This window comes from Conexibacter sp. CPCC 205762 (assembly GCF_030646155.1).
Classification (GTDB): domain Bacteria; phylum Actinomycetota; class Thermoleophilia; order Solirubrobacterales; family Solirubrobacteraceae; genus Conexibacter.
Window position 1 is genome coordinate 1 of record NZ_JAUTDN010000027.1, and the last position, 22,134, is coordinate 22,134.

Consider the following 22,134-nt stretch of genomic DNA (forward strand, 5'->3'; position numbering starts at 1 on the left):
ACACCGGCGCGCGCCAGCTGCTGCGCCAAGCCGACCGCGCGCTCCACGCCGCCAAGCACCGACGCGACGCCGACACCGGCCGCGCCACGACGCAGGACGCGATCGAACCGACGACGGCGAACGAGAGCGAGGCGAGCGGCCTGGACGAGATCGGAAGAGGCGACGACTGATGCCGAAGCACAGCGCCGGCCACGGCAGCGGCGCTCCGTCGTGCGGTGTGCGGCGCGGCGACAGGCGTCGTCCAGGCACCGGCGCGCGACGTCTCAGCGCGTCGCGCGGCGCGGCGACGGGCGTTTGGGGAGCGTCACCCGCGCGCTCCGCGTGACCGGCCTCCCGCCGGACGGCGTGAAGGTGACCGTGACGACGACCGGCAGCGACCGGCTGCGCAGCAGCGCCCGGATCGGCAGCGTGCCGTTGCGCGCCAGGCGATAGACGGTCGCGGTCGGGATGCCGAGCAGGTCGCCGACCGCGGCGGCCGTCATCACCTCGTCGCGGGTGATCCGCCGCCGCGGCTCTCCGCGTTTGCCTATCCGATTCCGGAGACCCCGAGATGCACGATTTCGGGACGCGAATGCAGCCCCCGGCTGAGCGAATTTCCCGTCAGAACGGCGATTGCGCGCGGTTCCAAGCCCACCGAAAAGCCTCATGGAAGCCTGTGACTTCCTGAGAAAGGTGAGGCGGGCGGGGCGCTAGGCAGCGAAGTGCGCGGCGTTGATCTCGGCGAACTGGACGAGATCGGCGGGGAGCTGGCCCTTCGGGTAGATCGCCTTGAAGGGGCACGACTCGAAGCAGGCGTCGCAGTCGATGCACTCGTCGGGGTCGATGTAGAGCATCTCGGCCTCCTCGAAGCCGGGCTCGCCGGGCATCGGGTGGATGCAGTCGACCGGGCAGACCTCGGTGCACGAGGCGTCCTTGTTGCCGATGCATCTGCTGGTGATGACGTAGCTCACCGGACCGCCTCCTTCGCGATCGCGCCGGCTGCGTCGAGCAGGTCGGGGACCGTCGTCAGCTTCACGCGCGGGCGGCCGGCCGGCTCGCCGGCGGCCCGCTCGGCGGCGTCGATCGACTCCCAGCCGGCCTGATCGACGAGGTCGGGCACGCGCGCCCGCAGCTCGCGCTCGACCTCGTCGGCAGGCGCGGCGGCGGTCGCGCGGCGGCGGGCGAGCAGCCCCGCCTCCGCATCCTCCAGCAGCGCCTTCACCGTGTCGATCGCGCATCTCTTGTTGGTGCCGATCACGCCCGACGGGCCGCGCTTGATCCAGCCGGCGACGTAGGTGCGCTCGGCGCCGGCGACGCGGCCGCGGCCGTCGTTGGGGATCAAGCCGGTCGTCGCGTCGAACGGCACGCCCGGCACGGCGACGCCCTGGTACCCGATCGCGCGGAAGACGATCCCGGCCGGGATCTCCTGCGTCAGGCCGGTCCCGCGTGCGCGCAGCGTCCCGCCGGCGTCGCGCTCGAGCCGGTTGCGCACGACGCGCACCGCCTCGACCCGTCCGTCGCCGAGCAGCGCGACGGGCGAGCTGAGGAACTTCAGCACGACGCGCTTGCGCTTCCCGCCGGGCGTGCGCGCGGCGTAGCCGCCGAGGATCTCCATCGTGTGCTCGAGCACCTCGTCGAGCTCGCCGTCGACGTGGGCGTCGTCGACCTGCAGGTCGAACGGGTCGACGACGACGTCGGCGTCGCGCAGCTCGCCCAGCTCCAGCAGCTCGGGGTTCGTGAAGGCCGCCTGGTGCGGGCCGCGCCGGCCGAGCACGACGATCTCGCAGATCCCGGCGGCGTCGAGCGCCTCGATCGCGTGGTCGGCGGCGTCGGTCGCGATCAGCTCCTCGTGCGTCAGCGTCAGCATCCGCGCGACGTCGATCGCGACGTTGCCGTTGCCGATCACGATCGCGCGCTCGCCGGAGAGGTCGAAGTCGTGGTCGCGGTAGTCGGGGTGGCCGTTGTACCAGCCGACGAACTCGGTCGCCGAGTGCGATCCGGGCAGCTCCTCCCCGGGCACGCCGCTGCGGCGGTCGATCGCCGTGCCGACGCTGTAGACGACCGCGTCGTACCAGCCGAGCAGCTGCTCGTGGCTGACGTCGCTGCCGATCTCGACGTTGCCGAAGAAGCGGAAGCCGGGGCGGCCCGCGATCTTCTCGAAGACCCTCGAGACCGACTTGATGTTCGGGTGGTCGGGCGCGACGCCGCCGCGCACCAGCCCCCACGGGGTCGGCAGGCGGTCGAACAGGTCGACCTCGTGTCCTCTGCCGAGCAGGTGGCCGGCGGCGAAGAAGCCCGACGGGCCGGCGCCGACGATCGCGATGCGCATCAGTGTGTTCCTCCTCCAGCGGCCGGCTTGCGCCAGCGGTGCAGCGACGGGTCGAGCAGCGGGTGCAGCGCGCCCTCGGGCAGCCACGCGAGCGTCTCCAGCTCGAGCGCGTCGAGGTAGCCGACGTGGCCGGTCTTCAGATCCTCGATCCGCAGCCGCGGACCGTTGCCGTCGTGGTCGATCGACAGCGCGACCGCCGCGAACTCGCTGACGACCTCCCCGACGTCCATCAGATCAGGAAGGCGAGGGTGTAGATCGCGCGGTCGTTGTCGACCAGCTCGACCTTCTTGTACGCCATCAGCAGGCCGTCGCCGGTCGGGCGCAGCCGGTAGGTGCTGCGGCCGGCCCAGACCGTCAGCCCGCGCTCGCGCGACTCGTAGACGGCGAAGTTCGCGCCGACCAGCAGCTCCTCGCCGTCGTCGGCGAGCAGCTCGACGTTGGAGACGACGCGGCGGGTGCGCGACGGCGGCGCCTGCGCGTGGCGCTTGCCGGTCTTCAGCTGCTTGACGCGCGTCGCGATGCGCGAGCGGTTGTCGAAGATGATCGACATCTCTCTCGTCGGGTCGATCGCGTCGCCGTTGGCCGGCACCCAGTAGGTCGCGTCGTCGGCCCACAGTGCTTCCCAGCCGTCGTAGTCGTGCTCGTCCTGGAGGCGCGCCTCGCGGTAGACGAACTGCTGGACCTCCAGCAGGCGGTCGAGGTTCAGCGGCAGGGCGCTCACGAGCCCGCCTCCATCAGCGACCGGTAGTGCTTCCAGATCGCCCGCTGCGGGACCTCGTCGGTCGCGTCGCCGACGACGTGGCCGTTCTCGTCGAGCCGCTCGCGGTGGGTGCCGCGCTTGAGCACGACCCACTCGGGCGAGCGAGCGTGAACGCCGCGCTGGTTGCGCTCGTACATCTCGGAGTCGTCGGCGAGCAGGAAGCCGGCGGGGCCGACCGAGCCGATCGTCTGCTGCAGCATCCGCCGGTTCATGTCGGGCGAGCCCTTGTACTGCACGGCGGTGACGTGCTGAACGGTCTCGTCGACCGCCAGCGGCTGGATCACGAACAGCTGGATCTCGGCGATGAAGAGGTTCGGGAACAGCATCACGTGCGGCGAGCCGTCGATCATCAGCTCGCGCGCCTTCTCGGCGCCGTTGGCGGCCTCCAGCTGCGCGACGTAGCCGGGCACGCGGTCGGGCGTCGTGCCGAACCAGCCGAGCGGCTGGTCGATGCGGCGGAACTCGGGCCGCAGGTCGTTCTCCGTGTGGCCGTTGCCGAGGTCGCGCGAGAGGGCGGTCGACTCCTCGCCGTAGAGGTCGCCGATGCCGCTCTTGGCGACGCTGAAGATCGACGAGTGGACGAACTGCGGGTGGTAGCCGTCGGTCTCGTTCTCCACGAGCATCTTCCAGTTGGCCTTGACCTTGTGCTGGAGCCAGCCGGCGCTGAGGTCCAGCTCGCCGCTCGGCGACAGCGCGACGAGGCGGTCCAGCGCCTCGCGCGCGTCGCCGAGATGCTCGAGCAGGGTCGGTCCGTCGTCGGCGAACGAGCCGAAGACGAAGCCCCGGTAGATCTCGACGCGAGGCACGCGGCCGAGGCCCAGCTCTCTCTTCGCCTCGCGGCCGTCGTACCCGCTGTTGAAGGGGTAGCCGAGCAGTCTGCCGGTGTTCGAGAACGTCCAGCCGTGGTACGGGCAGCGGAAGGCGCTGGAGTTCCCTCTGGCGGCGTCGCAGACGAGGTTGGCGCGGTGCGTGCAGCGGTTGAGCAGCAGGTGGATCTCGCCCTGCTTGTCACGGCTCATGATCACCGGCTGCGGCCCGATCGACTTGACGACGTAGTCGTTGGGCTCGGGCACCTCGCTGACGTGGCCGACGAAGACCCACGTCCGGTACCAGATCCGCTCCAGCTCGGCCTCGTAGACCGCCGGATCGGTGTAGAGCGATCCGTGGACGCGATCGTGCTCGATGAGCCGATCCCATCCGATGGTGGCGTCGACTGTGCTCATGCTCCGCATCCTAACACGAAAATGGACAGACTGTCCGGACAACTTGTCCGGTCAACCACCGAGCGCCATGCCGCCGGAGACGCCGAGGTTCTCGCCGGTCACGTAGGAGGCCTCCTCGGAGACGAGAAAGGCGACCGCCGCGGCGACCTCCCGCGGCGTCCCGAGGCGCTTGAGCTGCGTCTGCTCGGTGACGACCGCGATCGCGTGCTCGCTCATCTCGCGCAGCAGCGGGGTCTCGATCGGGCCCGGCGAGCAGACGTTGGCGGTGATCGCGAAGCGGGCGTTCTCGCGCGCGATCGACTTCGTGAACGCGATCACCGCGCCCTTCGCCGCCGCGTAGGCGGCGTTGCCCTTGGAGCCGATCCGGCCGGCCTCCGAGCCGACCGTGACGATCCGCCCCCAGCCGTTCTCCTGCATCCCCGGCAGCGCCGCCTGCGTGCAGGAGAGGACGCCGTCGAGGTTGACGGCGAGGATCCGCTTCCAGGTCTCGTAGGGGACCTGGGTGAACCAGCCGAAGTGGTCAGCGCCGGCGTTGTTGACGAGGATGTCGATCCGGCCGAGCTGCTCGATCGCGGCGACGGTCGCGGCGTGGTCGGCGACGTCGAAGGCGACGGCGCGCGCGCCGATCCGCTCGGCCTGCTCCTGCGCGGCGTCGCGCTTGCGGCCGCTGATGACGACGTCGGCGCCGTCCGCGACGAGCCGCTCGGCGATCGCGGCGCCGATGCCGTAGGAGCCGCCGGTGACGAGTGCGGTGCGTCTCATCGGCCGCGGTACTCCGGCGCGCGCCGCTCGATCACCGCGGCGAGGCCCTCACGCGCGTCCTCGCTCCCCGACAGCGCCGCGACGGTGCGGGCCTCGTCGGGCAGGCGCGCCTCGACGGTCGCGCCGAGCCCCTCCCACAGCAGCCGCTTCGTCTCGCCGAGCGCGCGCGTCGGCCCGGCCGCCAGCTCGCGCGCGAGCGCCAGGCCCTGCTCGCGGACGGTGCCGTCGTCGACGACGCGCGTGATCAGCCCGATCCGCAGCGCCTCCTCGGCCTCGATCGTCGGGTTGGTGAGGGCGATCTCCATCGCCTTGCGCAGGCCGACGAGGTGGGTGAGCGTGACCGAGCCGCCGGCGTCCGGCGCCATCCCGACGCGCGTCGCGCCGAGCATGAACTTCGCCGACCGCTCGGCGAGCACGAGGTCGGAGGCGCAGACCAGCCCCAGCCCGCCGCCCCCGGCGGCGAAGCCGTGGACGGCCGCGACGACGGGCGCCTGCAGCCGCATCAGCGCCGAGGCGCAGACCTGCAGCCAGCTGGTCGCCTCGCGCAGGTAGTCGGGCAGCGCCTCGCCTTTGGCGGCGAATGTCTTCACGTCGCCGCCGGCGCAGAAGTGCCTGCCCTCGCCGGTGATCAGGACGGCGCGGGCGCGCGGCTCGCCGTGGACGGTCATCACCGCCTCGTAGAGCGCGCGCAGGAACGGCACGTCGAGGCCGTTGGAGGCCTGCGGCCGGTTGAAGCGCAGGTGCGCGACCGCGCCGTCGAGGTCGAGCAGGATCGGCCCGTCGCCGATCAGCGTGTCGGACATCAGCTTCTCCCTCTGGCAGTGAACGATGCGATCCCGGCGCCGGCGGCCTCGCCGGTGAGGTGCTCGACGACGACGCGGCGCTCCAGCGCGACGCCCTCCGCCAGCGGCAGCTCGAGACCGTCGCGGATCAGCCGCTTCGTGCGCGCCTGCGCCTCGCGCGTCTTGCCGGCGAGCCGCGCGGTCAGCTCGGCGGCGGCCGCGTCGAGCTGCGTGCGCGGGACGGCGCGGTAGGCGAGGCCCCACGCCGCCGCCTCCGTGCCGGAGATGCGCTCGCCGAGCAGGATGTGCGCGGTCGCCCGCTGGCGGCCGACCAGCCGCGGCAGCCGCTGCGAGCCGCCGCCGCCCGGCACCTGGCCGAAGTTGGCGTGGTTGTCGGCGAGCTTGGCGTCCTCGGCGACGAGCGCGATGTCGGCGGCCTGCATCAGCTCGAAGCCCCCCGCCATCGCGTACCCCTCGACGACCACGACGACCGGCACGTCGACCTCGGCCACGAGCGCGCAGGCGCGGCCGAAGGAGGTGAACAGCTCGGTCATCGCCTCCGGCCCCTGCGCGCGCAGCGCCTCCAGCTCCTTGAAGTCGCCGCCGACGCAGAAGTTTCCGCCGGCGCCGCGGATCTCGATCACGGAGACCCGCGGCGCCAGCGTGGCAAGGGCGGTCGCCAGGCCCTCCGCCAGCGGGACGGTGATCGCGTTCATCGCCTGCGGGCGGTTGAGCACGATGCGGCCGACGCCGTCGGCGACCTGCGTCAGGACGGGCTGCTCGGCGCTCATGCGGCGCTCCGCTCGCGCGCGCCCGCGACGACGCCGCGGTCCAGCAGCCGGCCGATCTCGGCGTCGCTGCAGCCGAGCACGTCGCCGAGGATCTCCTCCGTGTGCTCGCCGAGCAGCGGCGCACGGCGCGCCGGCTCGCGCGCGAAGGCGGCGAAGTCGAGCGGCGAGCCCGGCATCAGGTAGCTGCCGAGCCCGGGATGCTCGACCGTGCTGAACATCGGGTTGGCCGGCGAGCAGCGCTCGTCCTCCTCGACGAGCTGCTTGAACGTCTGGTACGGCCCCCACGAGACGCCGGTGCCGGCGAACGCGGCGCGGATCTCGCTCATCTCGCGCTGCGCGAACCACGGTCGCAGCAGCGCCGCGATCAGGTCGCGGCCCTCGTAGCGGCCGGCCTCGCCGCTGAGGTCGTACCCGGTCGCCTGCTCGACGCTTCTGCACGCCTCGTGCAGGCCGGTCACGTCCTGCAGCGCCCGCCACTGGCGACCGGTGAGCGCCACGACCATCAGCCGCCGCCCGTCGCGCGTCTCGAAGTCGTGCCCGAAGGCGCCGTAGAGATAGTTGCCGTCCTTGGGCTGGTCGCGCCCGCCGAGCTGCGCCTCGGCGATCCGGCCGAGGTTGCCGACCATCGCGAAGGCGACGTCGGAGAGGGCGAGCCGCACCAGCGTCCCCTCCCCCGTCCGCGCACGCCGGCGCTCGGCGGCCAGCAGCCCGGTCGTGGCGAGCGTGCCCATCGCGACGTCCCAGGCCGGCAGCACGCTGTTGAGCGGCTCGGCGAGGTTGCGCGGACCGGTCGCCCAGGGGAAGCCGGTCGAGGGGTTGACGGTGTAGTCGACCTCGCTGGAGCCGTCCTGGTTGCCGGTCAGCGCGACCATCACGAGATCGCGACGGCGGGCCTGGAGGGCGTCGTGGGCGAGCCAGCCGCGCGCCGGGAAGTTGGTCAGGAAGAGGCCGGCGTCCTCGCCCGGGGCGGTGATGAGCGCCTGCGCCAGTTCGCGCCCTTCGTCGGAGCGGAGGTCGAGCTGGATCGAGCGCTTGCCCTTGTTGAGGCCGGCCCAGAAGAGGCTCTGGCCGTCGGCCGCGAGCGGCCAGCGGTCGCGGTCGAGCCCGCCGCCGATCTGGTCGAAGCGGATCACGTCGGCGCCGAGCTGCGCGAGCGTCATGCCGCCCAGCGGCGCGGCGACGAAGGCCGAGCCCTCGACGACGCGCATCCCGTCCAGCACGCCGCTCATGCGACCACCGCCACGGGCCGCCAGTCGAGCACGTCGACGAGCTCGCCGTCGGCGCGTTCGGCCTCGACGCTGCAGCGCAGGTGGGCCAGCGCGCCGTCGCGCCGCTCGACCTCGACCGTCGTACGCAGCAGATCGCCTTCGAAGACCGGCGCGAGGTGGTCGCAGCCGTGCCAGCCGGCGATCGTCACGAGGTCGGGCAGCAGCCGCGTCAGCTGCGCGGCGGCGACGGCGATCGTGTGGCCGCCGTAGACGAGCCGTCTGCCGGTCGCCGTGACGGTGCGGTCGTGGTGGGCGGTGGCGATGTTGAGCGTCAGCCGCGCCAGCTCGGGCGCGGAGGAGACGACGTCGCCGCCGTCGACCGTCCAGCGGTCGCCGGCCTGCAGCAGGCTCGGCTCGAACGCGCCGAGGTCCCAGCCGTCCCAGCTGGCCGCGAGCAGCTCGGCGTCGAGCTGCTCGGAGATCTCGTCCAGCGGCGCCGTGTGCTCGGTCGGCGCGGCGCCGGGACTGAGCGGCAGCATCGCGCAGCGGCGGAAGTCGAGCACGGGCCGGTCCTGCTGGTCGACGGTCAGGATCCGCAGCACGGCGAGGCCGGTCGGCGCCCGCTCGGGTCGCCGCGTCGTCTCGCGCAGCGCCTCGACGGTCGTCGTCGTGCGCAGCGTGTCTCCGATCCGCGGCGCGCGCTGCAGCACGAGCCCGCGGTAGAAGAGGTTGGCGATCACGCGCCGCGTCACGATCGTCGACTGGCCGATCGCGACGTTCCAGACGAGCGCGGGATGCGCGAGCGGGCCGGGCGCGCCGGTGACGCGCGCGGCGAGCTGCTCGTCGAGCGCCAGCCGCAGCCGGTCGCCGACGATCGCGCGGTGGACGGCGGCGTCGCCGTCGGTGAGCGTGAACGCCGGCGCGGCGCCGAAGCGGTCGCCGACCGCCAGCTCGTCGAACCACGGGCCGGCCGTCAGCCCGCGCGACTCAGGACGCGACACGCTCACCGAGGATCTCCGCCACGACGTCACGGGCCGTCTCCGCACACGACTGGGTGCCGCCGCTGCCGTAGTCGCGCACGCCGTCGCCGACGTTCCAGAGGTTGTCGAGCGGCGTCTCGCGCGGCATCTCGTAGCCCGACAGCGCGCGCTGCGCCGGCCAGTCGCCCTGCATCGTGCGCGCGTCGATCACCTCGGCGTCGGCCATCCCGGGCAGCTCGGCGCGCAGCTCCTCCAGCGACAGCTCCAGCTCCCGGTCGGCGTCGAACTCGCCGACGGCCGGGCGCGGCACCGCGTAGACGACCGTCAGGTGCTTGCCCTCCGGCGCCAGCTCGGGACAGGTCGCGGTCATGTTGCCGGCGTTGCAGACGCGCTCGGTGTTGGAGAAGACGATCAGGCCGGGCGTGTCGAGCAGCGGCTCGTCGCTGGCGACGTGGATGATGAAGTTGGCCGTCGGCTTCGAGAGCCTGCGGATCGAGGCGACGTAGTCGGCGCCGAGCGCCTCCTCGCCGGCGAGCGCGATCGTCGCGTCGGGGCCGGCGTTGGAGATGACGGCGTCGCAGGCGACCTCGACCAGCTCGTCCCCGCGGCGGATCGTCGCGCCGGTGACGCGCCCGTCGGCGCTGTGCAGTCGCACGACCTCGCTGTCGAGCCAGACCCGGCCGCCGTCGCGTTCGACGACGTCGGCGAGTGCTCTCGTCACGCCGATCGTGCCGTCGGGGTGGAAGCCGAACTTGCGGAAGGCGCCCTTCTCCATGAAGTACGTCAGGAACGCCTTCGCCGGGATCTCGTCGGCGTTGACGGCGAAGATCGCGGCGGCGAGGTTGCGGAAGAGGCGGTGGATCGTCTCGTTGGAGGTCGCTCTGCCGATCCACTGCTCCAGCGTCAGCTGCTCCTCTGGGTAGTCGCCGCGCTTGGCGCTGCCGAGCTGCGTGAGGACCTTCGCGCCCTTCTTGGTGATGCGGTCGAGCAGGAAGGCCCAGCCGCCCTTGGCCGGGTTGACGGTCTTGCCGCCGATGCGGAAGACGTTGGCCGGGTCGGGGAAGCGCAGCGCGAACTCCGCGCCGACCGCCTCGAACGTCTCCTCCATCGCGCCGCCGTACTCGATCGCGACGGCGCCGGTGTTGATCGTGTAGCCGTCCTTCTGGAAGGAGGAGGCGCGGCCGCCGACGCGCTCGGCGCGCTCGACCAGCAGCGGTCTCTTGCCGGCGGCGGCGAGGCGCGCGGCGGCGCAGACGCCGCCCATGCCCGCGCCGATCACCAGTACGTTCGTGTGCTCAGACATCGTTCTCCCGTCTCGTGCGTCAGCGTCCGCGCCAGACCGGCGGGCGCTTCTCGGTGAAGGCGCGGGCGCCCTCGCGGGCGTCCTCCGACGTGGCGATCGGCTCGACGATCTCGGCCTGGCGCTCCCAGAACTCGCCGTCGTCCCACGACCACTGCCGCTGCAGGATCCGCTTGGCGCCCGCGACGGCCAGCGGCGCGTTGGCGCCGATCTGCTCGGCCAGCTCCAGCGCTTGCGTGAGCGCCTCGCCGGGCTCCGCGAGCCGGTTGATCGCGCCGACCTCGTGGGCGCGCTCGGCCGTGATCAGCCCGCCTGTCAGCGCCAGCTCCATCGCCAGCGCGGAGGGCAGCAGCCGCGGCAGGCGGCGCAGGCCGCCGCCGGCAGCGACGAGGCCGCGCTTGGCCTCCGGGATGCCGAGCTTGGTCCCGCGCGCCGCGACGAGCAGGTCGCAGGCGAGCGCGATCTCCAGGCCGCCCGCGACGGCGAAGCCCTCCAGCGCCGCGATCAGCGGCTTCTCCGACGCTCGCCGCACGATGCCGGCGAAGCCGCGGTCGCCGACCCACGGCCGCTCGCCCGTCTCGGCGAACCGCTTCAGGTCCATGCCGGCGCAGAAGCCTCTGCCGGCACCCGTCAGCACGCCGACGCGCAGCTCGGCGTCGGCGTCGAGCCGGTCGAGGCCGGCTGCGATCGCCTCTGCCAGCGGCATGTCGATCGCGTTGCGCACCTCGGGCCGGTTGAGCGTCAGCACCAGCACCGGCCCGCGGCGCTCGATCAGCAGCGGTTCCGTGCTCATCCCTGCTGCGCACCGACGATCGAGATGAACGAGACGCAGGTGCCGGGGCGGCCGCCGAGGTTGTGCGTGAGGCCGAGTCTGGCGTCGGCGATCTGCCGCTCGCCGGCCTCGCCGCGGAACTGCAGCCAGCACTCGAACAGCATCCGCAGGCCGCTCGCACCGACCGGGTGGCCGAACGACTTCAGCCCGCCGTCGGGGTTCACCGGCAGCGCGCCGCCGAGGTCGAAGACGCCGTCGAGCTCGTCTCTCCACGCCTGGCCGCGCGCGGAGAAGCCCATGTCCTCCATCAGCACCAGCTCGGTCGGCGTGAAGCAGTCGTGCACCTCCGCGAGCGAGATCTCGCGGCGCGGATCGCTGATGCCGGCCTGCGCGTAGGCGTCCTTGGCGGAGGCGACGACCTCGTGGAAGGTCGTGTAGTCGTAGCCGGGGTCGATCGGGCCGCTGGCCGGGCCCGCGATCACCGACAGCGCCTTCACGAAGATCGGTCTGTCCGTGTATCTGTACGCGTCCTCGGCGCGCACGATCAGCGCGCAGGCGGCGCCGTCGGAGACGCCGGAGCAGTCCATCACGCCGAGGCGGCCCGCGACCTTGCCGGCGCCGGCGTCGATCTTCTCCTTCGGCACCTCCTTGCGGAACTGCGCGCGCTCGTTCTTGGCGCCGTTGACGTGGTTCTTCCAGGCGACGTGCGTCATCGCGTCCCGCATCGCCTGCGGGTCGACGCCGTACTTGCGGCAGTAGGCGGGGTCGAGCAGCGAGAAGGCGGCCGGCGCGGTCAGCGTCTCCTCGGGCGCGGTGCCGTCACCGGCGACGTTGGAGCGCACGAGGCCGGAGTAGCCGGTGTCCTTCAGCTTCTCGACGCCGACGGCCATGACGCGGTCGTAGGCGCCGGAGGCGACGGCGTAGCAGGCGTTGCGGAACGCCTCCGAGCCGGTCGCGCACATGTTCTCCACGCGCGTGACCGGCTTGTAGTCGATCCCGAGCGGCTTCGACAGCACGGTGCCCGACTGGCCGGAGTTCATCGTCCCCAGCCAGTAGGCGTCGACGTCCTCCTTCGGCAGCGCGGGGGTCGCGGCGAAGCACTGCTGCACGGCGTCGACGAGCAGCTCGTCGGCGCCCTTGTCCCAGCGCTCGCCGAATCTCGTGCAGCCCATGCCGACGATCGCGACGCGATCCTTGATCCCGTTGCTCGCCATCAGGCCACCGTTGCCTTCCAGAAGTAGTTGTGGACGCCGCCGCTCGTGTAGAGCCGGCGGAAGGCCAGCTCGACCGGCGTGCCGATCTCGACCTCGTCGGGCGAGGCGTCGGCGACCTCGAGCGTGTAGCGCCCGCCGCCGTCGAAGTCGACGACCGCGTCGATCACCGGCGGCGAAGGCGAGAAGGCGAGCCGATCGACCGTGAACGTGGCGACCGTGCCGGGCTTGCGCGAGAGCGCCGCCCGCTCCATCCGGTCGACCGCCTGGCAGTTGACGCAGACCCGGCGCGGCGGCACGTGGACCTGCCCGCAGGCCTCGCAGCGCGAGCCGACGAAGGCGAACTTCCAGCTCTCCGAGCGCAGCGACGGCGGCCCGGCGGGGCGGCCGGGCTCGGGCCGGCGCGGCGGCTCACGGTCGAGCAGGCCGCGCCAGGTCAGGTAGGTCGCGTAGCGCAGCTCGCGGCCGCCCTCGACCAGCTCGGCGACCGGCTTGGGGGCGCGGGCGCCCTCGATCCCCGGGCGGACCTCCAGCACGGTCGCGTCGCAGCCGTCGGCGGCGACGACCAGCAGGATCGTCTCGCCGGGGCGCGCACGGTCGAGCACCGCGGCGAGACGGAGGCCGGGGTCGGCGGTGCCGGCGTAGCCGATCGCCGGCGCCTGCTCGGGGACGCGCCCGGCGTAGCGCTTCGACGCGGCCGCGGCGGCGCGCGCGTGCGGCGAGGAGACGATCACGTGGTCGGGCTGTGCGACGCCGGCCTGTTCGAGCGCGCGCGTGACGGCGTCGTGGATCAGCGGCGCGTACGCCTCGGCACCGAAGCGCTCCTCCCATTGGCCGCTCGCCAGCTCGCCCGGCGCGCGCCAGCGGTCGAGGAACTCGGCGGTCGTCGAGGCCTCGGCGCGTACGGTCGCGATCGGCTCGCCGTCGCCGAACAGGAAGGCCGCGGCGGCGTCGCCGCCGTCGCGCTCGTCGGCGGAGCCGGGCCGGCCGGTGCGCAGATCGCTGAGGACCGCCAGGCCGCCGCCGGCGGCAGCAGCACGCAGCGCGCCGACCGCGCCGCGGGCGGAGCCGGCGAGGTCGACCGCGAAGCCGTCGTGGCCGAGGTCGAGCGCGGCGTGGATCGCGGTCGCGTTGGTCTTGTCGAAGTAGGCGGGCGCGGTCGTGGCGAAGTGGATCGAGGGCACGCCGACGCCGTCGGCCAGCGCGGCGCGGGCCGCCTCGACGCCCATCGTGGTGCTGTCCTCGTCGTAGGACGCGACCGCGCGAGATCCCTTGCCGCCGCCGCTTCCGAGCGCCGCGGCGAGCTCCGCGCGCGCGAGGCGATGCCGGGGCACGTAGGCGGCGTAAGACAGCAGTGCGTGAGCCATGAGCGAGACCGTACGCCGTGTCCGGACACTGCGTATCATGCTGTCCGTGCATACCGTACAGCCGAGCAACATCCGCGTCCGCCGCGTCGGCGGCGTCGAGCAGATCGAGCTGCACCGGCCCGAGGCGCTGAACGCCTGGACCCCCGAGATGGGCCGCGAGCTGCTCGCCGCCCTGCGCGCCGCGAGCGCCGACGACGACGTCCGCGCGGTGCTGATCACGGGAGCCGGGCGCGCCTTCTGCGCCGGCGCCGACGTGAAGGTCCCGCGTGAGCTGGAGCCCGACGGATCGCCCGACCTGCACTCCCGCCTGGAGCAGATCTACAACCCGATCGTGCTGGAGCTGCGGCGCATGCCCAAGCCAGCCGTCGCCGCCGTCCACGGCGCCGCCGCCGGCCTCGGCTGCTCGCTGGCGCTCGCCTGCGACCTCGTCGTCGCCGCCGAGTCGGCGACCTTCCTGCTGGCCTTCGTCCACATCGCCGTGATGCCAGACGGCGGCGCCCTCCCCCACCTCGTCGCCCGCATCGGCCCCGCCCGCACCGCGCAGCTGGCGATGCTCGGCGAGAAGCTGCCAGCCGCAACCGCGCGCGGGTGGGGCATCGTCAACGAGCTGGTCGCCGACGACGCCCTGCCCGCCGCCGGCGAAGCACTCGCCACGCGCCTCGCCGCGATGCCGACGACGGCGATCGCGTCGATGAAGGAGATCATCAACGCCTCGCTCGGCGCCGAGCTGGAGCCCCTGCTCGCGCGCGAGGCACAGGTCCAGCAGCGCCACGCCACGACCGCCGACTACGCCGAGGGCGTCGCCGCCTTCAGAGAGAAGCGGCGACCGCGGTTCGTCAGGGCGTGAGCGCGGCAAAAGGGCCGATCGCAAGACTCGCCAGGCAGAAGACCTGAGCCGCGAAGATCCCGGCGCAGCGGCGAACGACACGACCTCACCTGCTCGCCTCCGAGGCGAATACTACAGCCGGTCTGGAACGAAAAAGCGGGCCGAATGAGCACCGACTCCAAGGACGCCTAGCTTTCCAGCAGTTCCAGCCAGTATCCCTGGTACGTTTTCGGTGTGTCAGCCACGAGAGTTTCCAATCCAGAGCTTCTGGAGCCCGGCGAGGCGGTCCTTGTCGATGTCCTTCGGATGATTCTGCGGGATCGGGCAGACGAGGTACCTGCCCGCGTCCGCAAGCTCGTCACGACACAAGCGGGTCGACGCAGGGCGCGTCTCAGCGAGTCGGGACGTGCTGCGATCGCGTTGCTGTTCGCCGAAGAGGCCGCGCGACCAAGCAGAACGGAGGACCGACGAGCGTCCCCGCGGAGCGTTGTCACGCCCCCAGTCGCCGAGAGCAGCGAGGACGCGCCGGCCCCCGTGCTCGCGGCCGACGACCGTCGGGTCATCGACGACATCGTGCACGAGTACCGTCAGCGGGACCGGCTCATCGCATCTGGTCTGCATCCAACGCGAACTCTCCTGCTCTCGGGCCCGCCCGGGGTTGGCAAGTCGATGACGATGCAGTCGCTCGCGGCGCGGGTCGGCCGGCCACTGATCCGGGTTGAGCCCACCGACGTCATCGGGAGCCTGCTGGGCGAAAGCGCGCGCAGCCTCAGTTCGCTCTTCGCAGAGGCTCGCCACCAGGGGGCCGTGCTCGGTCTCGACGAGATCGATGCGCTGGCCAAGCGTCGCGATGACGCCTACGACGTGGGCGAGTTCAAGCGCTTCGTCACGACACTCCTCGTGGAACTCGACCGCTGGCCCGGGGACGCACCGCTGATCGCCGCAACGAACCACCTTGACCTCCTCGATCCAGCCCTTGAGCGCCGCTTCGAGGTCCACCTTCGGCTCGGCTTCCCGGACAAGCCAGCACGCGCAGCGATTCTTCAGCAGGTGTTCTCAGACCTGACGCTCGCACCGTCGCCCGAGACGGTCGCGGCGCTCGTCGCAGTTACTACCGGAACCACGGGCGCCAGCCTGACCGCGCTCGTTCATCGTGCCGCGCGCCGGGCCGTACTCGACGACGAACCACTTGACCGCGCGCTGCTGCTCGCCGCCGCGCCGCGCGACACCCCGTCCGACCGCCGTGCTCGCGAACAGTTCGCTGCCGTCGCTCGTGACACAGCGGGCCTGTCCAGCCGGATAATCGGTGAGCTGCTGGGTTGCTCGCACACCGCCGCCCAACGTCTCGCCCAAGCTGGCGCTGCCGACGCGTAACGGAGCAAATTCATGGCGACCAGCGACACCAACTCCGCTCGTCCGATCCTCAGCGCTGACTCCTCCTTCGGCGACGAGCAGACCAGGGCGCAGGGACACGGGCCGAAGTACCACCCTTACACCTACGCCGAGGTGCGTTCCCGCCTCGCGGGTCAGGTGCAGCACATCCGCAGCAACGTCGCGACGCTCCCCGACGAGTACCGCGGCGACCGCATCGTCGTACAGGCCAAACTGCATCCCAACTACCTTGCGGCGACGCACCATCCGCGCGTCTTGCGCGAGGACGCCGACTTGGTCATGGTCGGGACACGCGCCTCTCGCGGCACGCTGCGCAAGCGCAGCGGCCCGGACCAAGAGGACATGCCGACCAAAACGCTTCTGCTCGCAGCCACCACCGCGTCTCTGGACCGCATGGGGCAACTTCTGACCAGCACGGCGCCGCCGGAGACGATCGCAGACGAGTTCGTGCGCTTCGAGAGCATCCTCCTGCCGGGACCTGAACGGATCGAGCGGCTTCACGTCGACGACGAGGACCCCGATGAAGCGTTGGTTTGGGAAGCGGTCCTGCATCCCGCCATCGACGTCAATGGACTGCCTTCGACCGCCGCTGCCGAACGGATCACGACTAAGCTCGAGACGCTCGTCGAACGCCTCGACGGCGAGATGCGCCGTAAGTACCTGCGTCGCGTGGGGACCCTGACGTTCGTCCCGATCCGTCTTCCGCGTCGCGGCCTCAACGACCTCGAACGCTTCAACCCGCTGCGCGCGGTGCGTCCGATGCCGCAGATGCGTCGCATTCCCGAAAAGCGCATCCGCAGTGCCGATCTTGGAGGAGCGGCCCCCGAGCCACCCAGCGCACGGCCACCGCGAGAACACCGCATCGCGGTGTTCGACGGGGGCGTCGATGCCACCCATCCGCTGCTCGCACCGTTCGTCAGCGAGGGCGATCTGACAAGCGCTCCGCGCGTCGAGCAGTTCGTCGCACATGGGACGCTCGTCTCGAGTGCCCTGCTTTACGGTCACATCCAGCCCGGCCGTCCGCTGCCAACCCCGCCAGCATACGTCGATCATTTCCGGGTCCTGCCGGCGCCCGCCGAGGTCGATCCCGCAGACGAGCCGTACTGGATCCTCGACCAGATCGTGGACGTTCTGCGCGACAAGCCTGTGCGCTGGCCGATCGTCAACCTGAGCCTCGGACCGGACGATTCGGCGATCGACGAGGATGCCGACATCAACCGCTTCACCGCCGAGCTCGACCAGCTCATCGCGGACCTCGGCCTGACCGTTACAGTCGCCGTCGGGAACGAGGGCCAGCCGACGATCTCCTCCCTCGGCGAGGACCGTGTCATGGCCCCCGCCGATGGCGTCAACGTCCTTGCCGTCGGCGCGTGCGACGACCTGGCGCCTGACGAGCCCACCCGAGCGCCATACTCCTGCGTCGGACCTGGACGCCCTGGCCTGCGCGTCTCGCCCCTTGGGGTCGCCTTCGGAGGCAGCGACGCGCAGCACTTCATCGGCGCCGACGTCGGTGGCGGCTACCAAGTCAACATGGGCACGAGCTTCGCCGCGCCAACCGCTGCGCGCGGGATCGCGACTCTGTTGGCACCTGTTCCGTTCTCGGCCAACCTCGCACGCGGCATGGCGGCGCACTTCGCCACAGCGCCCAAGAAGCACGACCTCCCCACTATTGGCTACGGCCGTCTCCGCGACGACTACCGACACCTGCTCGACTGCGCACCCGGGACCGTGACCGTCGTCGTACGGGACACCATCGAGCGCGGGATGACGCGCGCTTACCCAATGCCCTACCCCTTCTCCGGCCTCTCCGGTCGCGTGAAGGCTCGCTGGACCGTCTCTTTCATCTCACCGACCGATCCGCAGGACGCCGTCGAGTACACCCAGGCCGGCCTGGAGGTGGTCATGCGCCCTAACGCGACCGCCTACACGATGAGCCTCAAGAACAGCGGCAAGAAGCCCATCGACGTCGACCTCCGCACAGATGGCAAGCTGATCCAGACTCTCGCTAGTCAGGGCTGGGCTCTTAGCCTGAACCCAAAGACCCGGTCCGGCAAGGCCGTGCGCAGCGAACACACACTGCGCGACGAGGGCAAGTGGGAAACCGTGATGCGCCACGAAGACGGCGCGAACGCCGACAAGCTGCATCTGCCGTCGATCTGGGTCACCTACTACGAGCGGGCCGAGGGCCAGCTGATCCCCAAGGCCACCGCGACATCGCTGGACTTCACGCTCGTCATGACGATCGAAAGCAAGAAGACGCTCGACCTCTACGAACAGGTACGCGCCGACGCGCGGTTCGCGGTTCTCACCCCACTCACCGCGCCGATCCACGCGGGCACGTAGACAACGTGGACCTCGCCGCTGCGCTGCTCCAGTTCGACCGCGCGGACACCAACCTCGCTCGCGCCGAAGCCTGCTGGAACGAGATGCGCGCCCTCATCCCCGAGGAGATCACGTTCATCTCCGGCAGCGACGACGCCGCGAGGTACAACGAACTGGCACGCGACCTCAGAGAGCTCGTCAAGGGACTGCCGGCGATCCACGGCGAAGTCCTCAGCATCGAGATCCCCGATCCCGACGATGTCGCGCAGAGTCGTCTCGACGCGCACGAGATCGGCGAGATCTCCATCGTGATCGACGTCGAGCGATCGTTGGCAGCACCCGGCGACGCCCTGGCGGGGTACCGACATCTGCTCGACCGGACCCGCCGACACATGGTGCGAAGCCCTGCTGGCGAGCTGTTCAAGCAGGTCGACGAACGCCTCGTCAAGCTGGCGGAACGGGTACCACGAGACGGAACGTCGCTCGCTGACGACACCGAGTGGCGCCAGGTAGTCGAGACGATCACCGAGGCCGAGCGACTGGTTGGCAGCTCGGTCAAGCGCAACGGCCGATGGGGCGACCTTCGACGCCACATCGGGTTCGCACAGGCGGTAGATCTCCATGACATCGCCGAGAACGACTGGCCGTCGGTCCGGGCCGACCTGAAACAGGCTTTGTACGCCGAACGCGAACCCATCGAGATCGATGTCGCAGACCTCGGGGCGCTTGCCAACGAGCAGCCGCAGGGACGTGTCTCGTCCGCATTGGCCTGGGACGCACTCGGCGACGACGAAGACTTCGAGCGACTGGTGTTCTCGCTCATCAGCGCGTCAGACGGATACGAGAATTCAACGTGGTTGACCAAGACCAACGCTCCCGATCGCTCACGAGATCTCTCGGTCGACCGCGTCATTCGCGATCCGCTCGCCGGCACGATTCGGCAGCGAGTGATCATCCAATGCAAGCACTGGCGAGCGAAATCGGTCGCGGTTCCCGACGTTGCCGCAACGCAAGCCGCAATGACGCTCTGGGAGCCGCCTGCCGTCGATGTCCTCGTGATCGCCACGACAGGTCGGTTCACCTCGGATGCCGTCGCCTGGATCGAGAAGCACAACCACGAAGGCAAGCGACCACGCATCGAGATGTGGGCCGACAGTCATCTCGAACTCCTGCTCGCGCAGCGGCCAGCACTCGTGAGCGAGTTCGGACTGCGGCCCAGCTAGTCGCCGACGAGATCTTCGGCGCCGAAGATCTACCGCGAGGTCACACCACGCCGTGCGATCCCCGGAGCCGGGCTTGCCAACTTCTTCAGCAGCCCATTCGCGGATTCGCGCGACTTGACGCCTCAGCCGAGCCTGGCCCCGAGCGCCGCGCGCCGGCGCAGCAGCGGCGCCGCGCGGTAGCGCTCCTCGCGCAGCTCGTCGGAGAGGCCGTCGAGGGTCGCGAGGACGTGCGGGAGGCCGAGGGCGGCGGACCAGGCGATCGGGCCGCGGGGGTGGTTGACGCCCAGCTCCATGCCGGCGTCGACGTCGGCGGGGGTGCCGTTGCCCTCGCCGACGAGGAAGGCAGCCTCGTTGACGAGCTGGGCGACGATCCGGCCGAGCACGAGGCCCGGGCCGTCGCCGACCCATTCGGGGTGGCGGCCGAGCGTGCGGACCAGCTCCTCGGTCCGCGCGGCGGCGAGCGGGTCGGTCCGCGGCGTGCGTGTCAGCTCGACGAGCCGCGCGCCGTCCAGCGGCGCCAGCAGGTGGATGCCCGCCGCCTGCGGGTCGGTCAGGTGGAGTGACGCGCCCGCGACGAAGCGGGCGCGCGGCGCCGCATCAGCGCCCGCCGCGGCACGCGACCCGCCGGCGGCGGCCGTGCCGCCCTCGATCGTCAGATACGGCTCGACGTGCTCGCCGACCTCCCAGCCGGCCTCCCGCGCCGCCTCCCGCAGCGCGTCGAGCGCCGGACCCTCCCCGGCGATCGTCAGCGGGCGGCCGTCGCCGCCGCCCGCGGCCGGCGGCTCGGGATCGGCCGGGCGCCCGGCGCCGTCGGCGTAGCTGTACCAGCCCTGGCCCGTCTTGCGGCCGAGGCGGCCGGCGGCGACCATCCGCGCGGCCAGCGGCGAGGGGCGGTAGCGCGGCTCCAGCGTCTGGCGGTAGAAGCCCTCGGCGACGGCGTGGTTGGTCTCGATCCCGATCAGGTCCATCAGCTCGAACGGCCCCATCCGGAAGCCGCCGGCCATCCGCACGACACGGTCGACCTGCTCGACGGTCGCCTGGCCGTCCTGGACGATCCGCAGCGCCTCCAGGAAGAACGGGCGGTTGACGCGGTTGACGAGGAAGCCGGCGATGTCGGCCGCGTCGATCACGCGCTTGCCCATCGCCTCGCCGACCGCGCGCGCCGTCGCGACGACCTCCGGCGCGGTCGCGACGCCCGGGACGACCTCGGCCAGCTTCATCACCGGCGCCGGGTTGAAGAAGTGGAGCCCGACGACGCGCTCGGGCCCCGGCACGCCCGCGGCGATCTCGGCGACCGACAGCGACGAGGTGTTCGTCGCGAGGACGCACTCGGGCCCGGCGATCTCGGCGAGCCGCTCGAACAGGTCGAGCTTGAGGTCGAGCCGCTCGGGCGCCGCCTCGATCACGAGGCCGCACGGCGCCAGCTGCTCCAAAGACGCCGCCGGCTCGACGCGCGCCCGGATCGCCGCCGCGTCGGCGGCGCTCAGCCGGCCTCTGGCGACCTGCCGGTCCAACCCGGCGGCGACGGTCGCGAGGCCGCGCTCCAGCGCCTGCGGGACGGGATCGTGGAGGAGCGTGCGGGCGCCGGCCTGCGCGGCGAGCTGGGCGATGCCGGCACCCATCGTGCCCGCGCCCACGACGCCGATCGTTCTCGGGATAGCCATGGCAGCGACGGTACATCACCGCGCATATTGACCGTGCAGTCTGTCCGGACATCATGTACGGTCACTCGTCATGGCTACCATCGAGCGTCCTTCCGCGTCGATCTTCACCGACGTCCACGATCAGCTGCGCGAGTCGATCCGATCGTTCGTCGACCGCGAGATCGCGCCCCACGCCGCAAGCTGGGAGGAGACCACCTACCCCGACGCGATCGTGCGCCGGATGGGCGAGCTGGGCTTCCTCGGGCTCTCGCTGCCCGAGCAGTACGGCGGTCAGGGCGGCGACTACTTCACGAACCTCGTGCTCGCCGAGGAGATCGCGCGCGGCGGCTCCGGCGGGCTGCTGATGGGCCTCTCCGTCCACACCGACATGGTCATGCCGCCGTTGCTGGAGTTCGGCAGCGAGGAGCAGAAGCAGCGCTGGCTGCCCGCCGGCACCGCGGGCGAGACGATCTTCGCGCTCGGCATCACCGAGCCCGACGCAGGCTCCGACGTCTCGGCGATCTCGACCCGGGCGGTGCGCGACGGCGACGACTGGGTCATCAACGGCACCAAGACCTACATCACCAACGGCCACCGCGCCGGGATGATGCTGACCGTCGTCAAGACCGACCCCGACGCCGGCTACGACGGCTTCACGACCTTCCTGATCCCGATGGACACGCCGGGCGTCGTGCTGGAGAAGCCGCTGCACAAGATGGGCATGCACGCCTCCGACACGGCGCTGATCGCGCTGCAGGACGTGCGCGTCGGCCCCGAGGCGGTGCTCGGCGAGGTCGGCCGCGGCTTCCAGCAGATCATGTGGGAGCTGCAGGCCGAGCGCGCGATCGCCGCCGCCGGCTGCCTCGCCTACGCCCAGCGCGCCTTCGACCTGACGCTGGCGTACGCGCTGGAGCGCCGCACCTTCGGCAAGCCGCTCGGCAGGCATCAGGCGATCCGGCACAAGTTCGCGCGCATGGCGATGGAGCTGGAGGCGGCGCGCCGCCTGATCTACGCGACCGCGGCCGACTACGCGGCCGGCAGGTACAACGTCCGCGAGATCTCGATGAGCAAGCTGAAGGCGACGCAGGTCGCCTGGATGGTCGCCGACGAGTGCGTGCAGATCCACGGCGGCGCCGGCTACATGAGCGAGTACCCGGTCGAGCGGATCCTGCGCGACCTGCGGCTCTACCGGATCGGCGCCGGCGCGGACGAGATCATGCTTGACGTGATCGGCAAGTCGTACGGTCTTTAGACTGTCGCGGCG

At 71.6% G+C, this 22,134-nt stretch carries 21 protein-coding genes; 5 read left to right on the forward strand and 16 right to left on the reverse strand.

What is annotated here, in order from left to right:
- Positions 1-263: 263 nt before the first annotated feature.
- From Q7L73_RS18755 to Q7L73_RS18825, 15 genes are all read right to left on the reverse strand, one after another.
- Positions 264-482: a hypothetical protein gene (locus Q7L73_RS18755; protein ID WP_304692752.1), complete on the reverse strand. Its 219-nt coding sequence runs from the start codon at positions 480-482 to the stop codon at positions 264-266.
- Between the two features lie 207 nt (positions 483-689).
- Entirely contained in the window at positions 690-950 is a 261-nt protein-coding gene (locus Q7L73_RS18760; RefSeq protein ID WP_304692754.1) for a ferredoxin family protein, read from the reverse strand.
- The gene (locus tag Q7L73_RS18765) at positions 947-2,308 is read right to left on the reverse strand and encodes an NAD(P)-binding protein (protein ID WP_304692756.1); all 1,362 of its coding nucleotides are present in this window, start codon (positions 2,306-2,308) and stop codon (positions 947-949) included. The genes Q7L73_RS18760 and Q7L73_RS18765 overlap by 4 nt, the downstream gene beginning before the upstream one ends.
- Complete coding sequence (locus Q7L73_RS18770) at positions 2,308-2,538, reverse strand: hypothetical protein (RefSeq protein WP_304692757.1); 231 nt, start codon at positions 2,536-2,538, stop codon at positions 2,308-2,310. Before Q7L73_RS18770 ends, Q7L73_RS18765 begins: the two co-directional genes overlap by 1 nt.
- On the reverse strand, positions 2,538-3,029 hold the full coding sequence (locus Q7L73_RS18775) for an aromatic-ring-hydroxylating dioxygenase subunit beta (RefSeq protein ID WP_304692758.1): 492 nt from the start codon (positions 3,027-3,029) through the stop codon (positions 2,538-2,540). The genes Q7L73_RS18770 and Q7L73_RS18775 overlap by 1 nt, the downstream gene beginning before the upstream one ends.
- Positions 3,026-4,291 carry an aromatic ring-hydroxylating dioxygenase subunit alpha gene (locus Q7L73_RS18780; RefSeq protein WP_304692760.1) on the reverse strand — a complete coding sequence of 422 codons (1,266 nt, stop codon included), beginning with the start codon at positions 4,289-4,291 and terminating at the stop codon, positions 3,026-3,028. The genes Q7L73_RS18775 and Q7L73_RS18780 overlap by 4 nt, the downstream gene beginning before the upstream one ends.
- Before the next feature lie 51 nt (positions 4,292-4,342).
- Entirely contained in the window at positions 4,343-5,053 is a 711-nt protein-coding gene (locus Q7L73_RS18785; RefSeq protein WP_304692762.1) for an SDR family NAD(P)-dependent oxidoreductase, read from the reverse strand.
- Positions 5,050-5,856: an enoyl-CoA hydratase/isomerase family protein gene (locus Q7L73_RS18790; RefSeq protein ID WP_304692764.1), complete on the reverse strand. Its 807-nt coding sequence runs from the start codon at positions 5,854-5,856 to the stop codon at positions 5,050-5,052. Before Q7L73_RS18790 ends, Q7L73_RS18785 begins: the two co-directional genes overlap by 4 nt.
- On the reverse strand, positions 5,856-6,626 hold the full coding sequence (locus Q7L73_RS18795) for an enoyl-CoA hydratase/isomerase family protein (protein WP_304692766.1): 771 nt from the start codon (positions 6,624-6,626) through the stop codon (positions 5,856-5,858). Before Q7L73_RS18795 ends, Q7L73_RS18790 begins: the two co-directional genes overlap by 1 nt.
- Complete coding sequence (locus Q7L73_RS18800) at positions 6,623-7,855, reverse strand: CoA transferase (RefSeq protein ID WP_304692768.1); 1,233 nt, start codon at positions 7,853-7,855, stop codon at positions 6,623-6,625. Before Q7L73_RS18800 ends, Q7L73_RS18795 begins: the two co-directional genes overlap by 4 nt.
- Positions 7,852-8,835: a MaoC family dehydratase gene (locus Q7L73_RS18805; protein ID WP_304692770.1), complete on the reverse strand. Its 984-nt coding sequence runs from the start codon at positions 8,833-8,835 to the stop codon at positions 7,852-7,854. The genes Q7L73_RS18800 and Q7L73_RS18805 overlap by 4 nt, the downstream gene beginning before the upstream one ends.
- Positions 8,822-10,117, reverse strand: a complete 1,296-nt coding sequence (locus Q7L73_RS18810) for an NAD(P)/FAD-dependent oxidoreductase (RefSeq protein WP_304692772.1) — start codon at positions 10,115-10,117, stop codon at positions 8,822-8,824. The genes Q7L73_RS18805 and Q7L73_RS18810 overlap by 14 nt, the downstream gene beginning before the upstream one ends.
- Positions 10,118-10,136: 19 nt before the next feature.
- On the reverse strand, positions 10,137-10,907 hold the full coding sequence (locus tag Q7L73_RS18815) for a crotonase/enoyl-CoA hydratase family protein (RefSeq protein WP_304692774.1): 771 nt from the start codon (positions 10,905-10,907) through the stop codon (positions 10,137-10,139).
- A complete protein-coding gene (locus Q7L73_RS18820) occupies positions 10,904-12,100 on the reverse strand; it encodes an acetyl-CoA acetyltransferase (RefSeq protein WP_304692776.1) in 1,197 nt (398 codons plus the stop codon). Before Q7L73_RS18820 ends, Q7L73_RS18815 begins: the two co-directional genes overlap by 4 nt.
- Complete coding sequence (locus Q7L73_RS18825) at positions 12,100-13,464, reverse strand: OB-fold domain-containing protein (RefSeq protein ID WP_304692778.1); 1,365 nt, start codon at positions 13,462-13,464, stop codon at positions 12,100-12,102. The genes Q7L73_RS18820 and Q7L73_RS18825 overlap by 1 nt, the downstream gene beginning before the upstream one ends.
- A gap of 46 nt (positions 13,465-13,510) precedes the next feature.
- Between Q7L73_RS18825 and Q7L73_RS18830 the strand changes: the two genes are divergently transcribed.
- The 4 genes from Q7L73_RS18830 to Q7L73_RS18845 all read left to right on the forward strand — a co-directional run bounded on the left by Q7L73_RS18830 (position 13,511) and on the right by Q7L73_RS18845 (position 19,227).
- A complete protein-coding gene (locus Q7L73_RS18830) occupies positions 13,511-14,311 on the forward strand; it encodes an enoyl-CoA hydratase-related protein (protein ID WP_304692780.1) in 801 nt (266 codons plus the stop codon).
- Positions 14,312-14,824: 513 nt separating this feature from the next.
- A complete protein-coding gene (locus tag Q7L73_RS18835; protein WP_304692782.1) occupies positions 14,825-15,664 on the forward strand; it encodes an AAA family ATPase in 840 nt (279 codons plus the stop codon).
- Positions 15,665-15,676: 12 nt separating this feature from the next.
- Complete coding sequence (locus Q7L73_RS18840) at positions 15,677-18,025, forward strand: S8 family peptidase (protein ID WP_304692784.1); 2,349 nt, start codon at positions 15,677-15,679, stop codon at positions 18,023-18,025.
- 5 nt (positions 18,026-18,030) lie between these two features.
- The gene (locus Q7L73_RS18845; RefSeq protein WP_304692786.1) at positions 18,031-19,227 is read left to right on the forward strand and encodes a restriction endonuclease; all 1,197 of its coding nucleotides are present in this window, start codon (positions 18,031-18,033) and stop codon (positions 19,225-19,227) included.
- 122 nt (positions 19,228-19,349) lie between these two features.
- Here Q7L73_RS18845 and Q7L73_RS18850 read toward each other — a convergent pair whose 3' ends face one another.
- Positions 19,350-20,891 (reverse strand): 3-hydroxyacyl-CoA dehydrogenase NAD-binding domain-containing protein, encoded by a 1,542-nt coding sequence (locus Q7L73_RS18850; RefSeq protein WP_304692788.1) that lies wholly within the window; start codon positions 20,889-20,891, stop codon positions 19,350-19,352.
- Between the two features lie 70 nt (positions 20,892-20,961).
- Between Q7L73_RS18850 and Q7L73_RS18855 the strand changes: the two genes are divergently transcribed.
- On the forward strand, positions 20,962-22,122 hold the full coding sequence (locus Q7L73_RS18855; RefSeq protein WP_304692790.1) for an acyl-CoA dehydrogenase family protein: 1,161 nt from the start codon (positions 20,962-20,964) through the stop codon (positions 22,120-22,122).
- Positions 22,123-22,134 lie beyond the last annotated feature (12 nt).

What these genes read in the sequence shown, in the direction of transcription:
- Q7L73_RS18820 (WP_304692776.1), bottom strand. Translation starts at nt 12,100, where the DNA reads ATGGCGAGCAACGGGATCAAGGATCGCGTCGCGATCGTCGGCATGGGC.
- Q7L73_RS18825 (WP_304692778.1), bottom strand. Translation starts at nt 13,464, where the DNA reads ATGGCTCACGCACTGCTGTCTTACGCCGCCTACGTGCCCCGGCATCGC.
- Q7L73_RS18850 (WP_304692788.1), bottom strand. Translation starts at nt 20,891, where the DNA reads ATGGCTATCCCGAGAACGATCGGCGTCGTGGGCGCGGGCACGATGGGT.
- Q7L73_RS18790 (WP_304692764.1), bottom strand. Translation starts at nt 5,856, where the DNA reads ATGTCCGACACGCTGATCGGCGACGGGCCGATCCTGCTCGACCTCGAC.
- Q7L73_RS18785 (WP_304692762.1), bottom strand. Translation starts at nt 5,053, where the DNA reads ATGAGACGCACCGCACTCGTCACCGGCGGCTCCTACGGCATCGGCGCC.
- Q7L73_RS18770 (WP_304692757.1), bottom strand. Translation starts at nt 2,538, where the DNA reads ATGGACGTCGGGGAGGTCGTCAGCGAGTTCGCGGCGGTCGCGCTGTCG.
- Q7L73_RS18795 (WP_304692766.1), bottom strand. Translation starts at nt 6,626, where the DNA reads ATGAGCGCCGAGCAGCCCGTCCTGACGCAGGTCGCCGACGGCGTCGGC.
- Q7L73_RS18810 (WP_304692772.1), bottom strand. Translation starts at nt 10,117, where the DNA reads ATGTCTGAGCACACGAACGTACTGGTGATCGGCGCGGGCATGGGCGGC.
- Q7L73_RS18755 (WP_304692752.1), bottom strand. Translation starts at nt 482, where the DNA reads ATGACGGCCGCCGCGGTCGGCGACCTGCTCGGCATCCCGACCGCGACC.
- Q7L73_RS18780 (WP_304692760.1), bottom strand. Translation starts at nt 4,291, where the DNA reads ATGAGCACAGTCGACGCCACCATCGGATGGGATCGGCTCATCGAGCAC.
- Q7L73_RS18840 (WP_304692784.1), top strand. Translation starts at nt 15,677, where the DNA reads ATGGCGACCAGCGACACCAACTCCGCTCGTCCGATCCTCAGCGCTGAC.
- Q7L73_RS18855 (WP_304692790.1), top strand. Translation starts at nt 20,962, where the DNA reads ATGGCTACCATCGAGCGTCCTTCCGCGTCGATCTTCACCGACGTCCAC.
- Q7L73_RS18815 (WP_304692774.1), bottom strand. Translation starts at nt 10,907, where the DNA reads ATGAGCACGGAACCGCTGCTGATCGAGCGCCGCGGGCCGGTGCTGGTG.
- Q7L73_RS18765 (WP_304692756.1), bottom strand. Translation starts at nt 2,308, where the DNA reads ATGCGCATCGCGATCGTCGGCGCCGGCCCGTCGGGCTTCTTCGCCGCC.
- Q7L73_RS18800 (WP_304692768.1), bottom strand. Translation starts at nt 7,855, where the DNA reads ATGAGCGGCGTGCTGGACGGGATGCGCGTCGTCGAGGGCTCGGCCTTC.